Source organism: Maribellus luteus, from assembly GCF_003576475.1.
GTDB lineage: Bacteria > Bacteroidota > Bacteroidia > Bacteroidales > Prolixibacteraceae > Draconibacterium > Draconibacterium luteum.
Window position 1 is genome coordinate 1 of the sequence record NZ_QWGR01000085.1, and the last position, 715, is coordinate 715.

The 715-nt window shown below is 65.0% G+C and carries 1 protein-coding gene; it reads left to right on the forward strand.

The window, feature by feature from the left end; genetic code table 11:
* A partial coding sequence (locus D1614_RS28030) for a DUF6537 domain-containing protein (RefSeq protein ID WP_206610146.1) occupies window positions 1-516 on the forward strand: 516 nt, incomplete at its 5' end.
* Between the last annotated feature and the right edge of the window lie 199 nt (window positions 517-715).

The window sequence follows — 715 nt, forward strand, 5'->3', positions numbered from 1 at the left end:
GCACGCAACCTGTCGAAGCTGATGGCGTACAAGGACGAATACGAAGTCGCCCGCCTGTACACCGATCCGGCCTTCCTCGACAAGCTGCGCGCCCAGTTTGAAGGCGAACCCGGCCGCGACTACCAGCTCAACTTCTGGCTCGCGCCGCCCATGACGGCCAAGCGTGACGAGAAGGGCCACCTGGTCAAGCAACGCTTCGGTCCGAACACGATGCGCATCTTCAAGGTGCTCGCCAAGCTCAAGGGCCTGCGCGGCACGGCGTTCGACATCTTCGGCAAGACCGAAGAGCGCCGCACCGAGCGCGCGCTGATCGGCGAATACCGCGCGCTGGTCGATGAACTGGCGAAGGGACTGACGGCGCAGAAGCTGGCGCAGGCCGTGGAACTGGCTCGCCTGCCGGAGGACATCCGCGGCTTCGGCCATGTGAAGGAGGCCAACCTGGCTGCGGCGCGCATCCGCTGGAATAAGCTGCTGGCACAGTGGCGCGATCCGGCGGCGGCACAGCAGGCGGCCTGAACGGCGCTAAGCGTTCGGCATTGCCAATAAAAAAACGGAGGCTTCGGCCTCCGTTTTTCTTGGTGCGCCCCCGCTACGTCAGCCGGGCACGATCTGCTGCGCGTAGTCGTACAGATCCTGCAGGATGGTCTGCGCGCGCGTGTCGCCGTTCTCCTCGGCTTCCGCGCCCAATTGCTGAAGCCGCTCGCCGAAGGTCTCA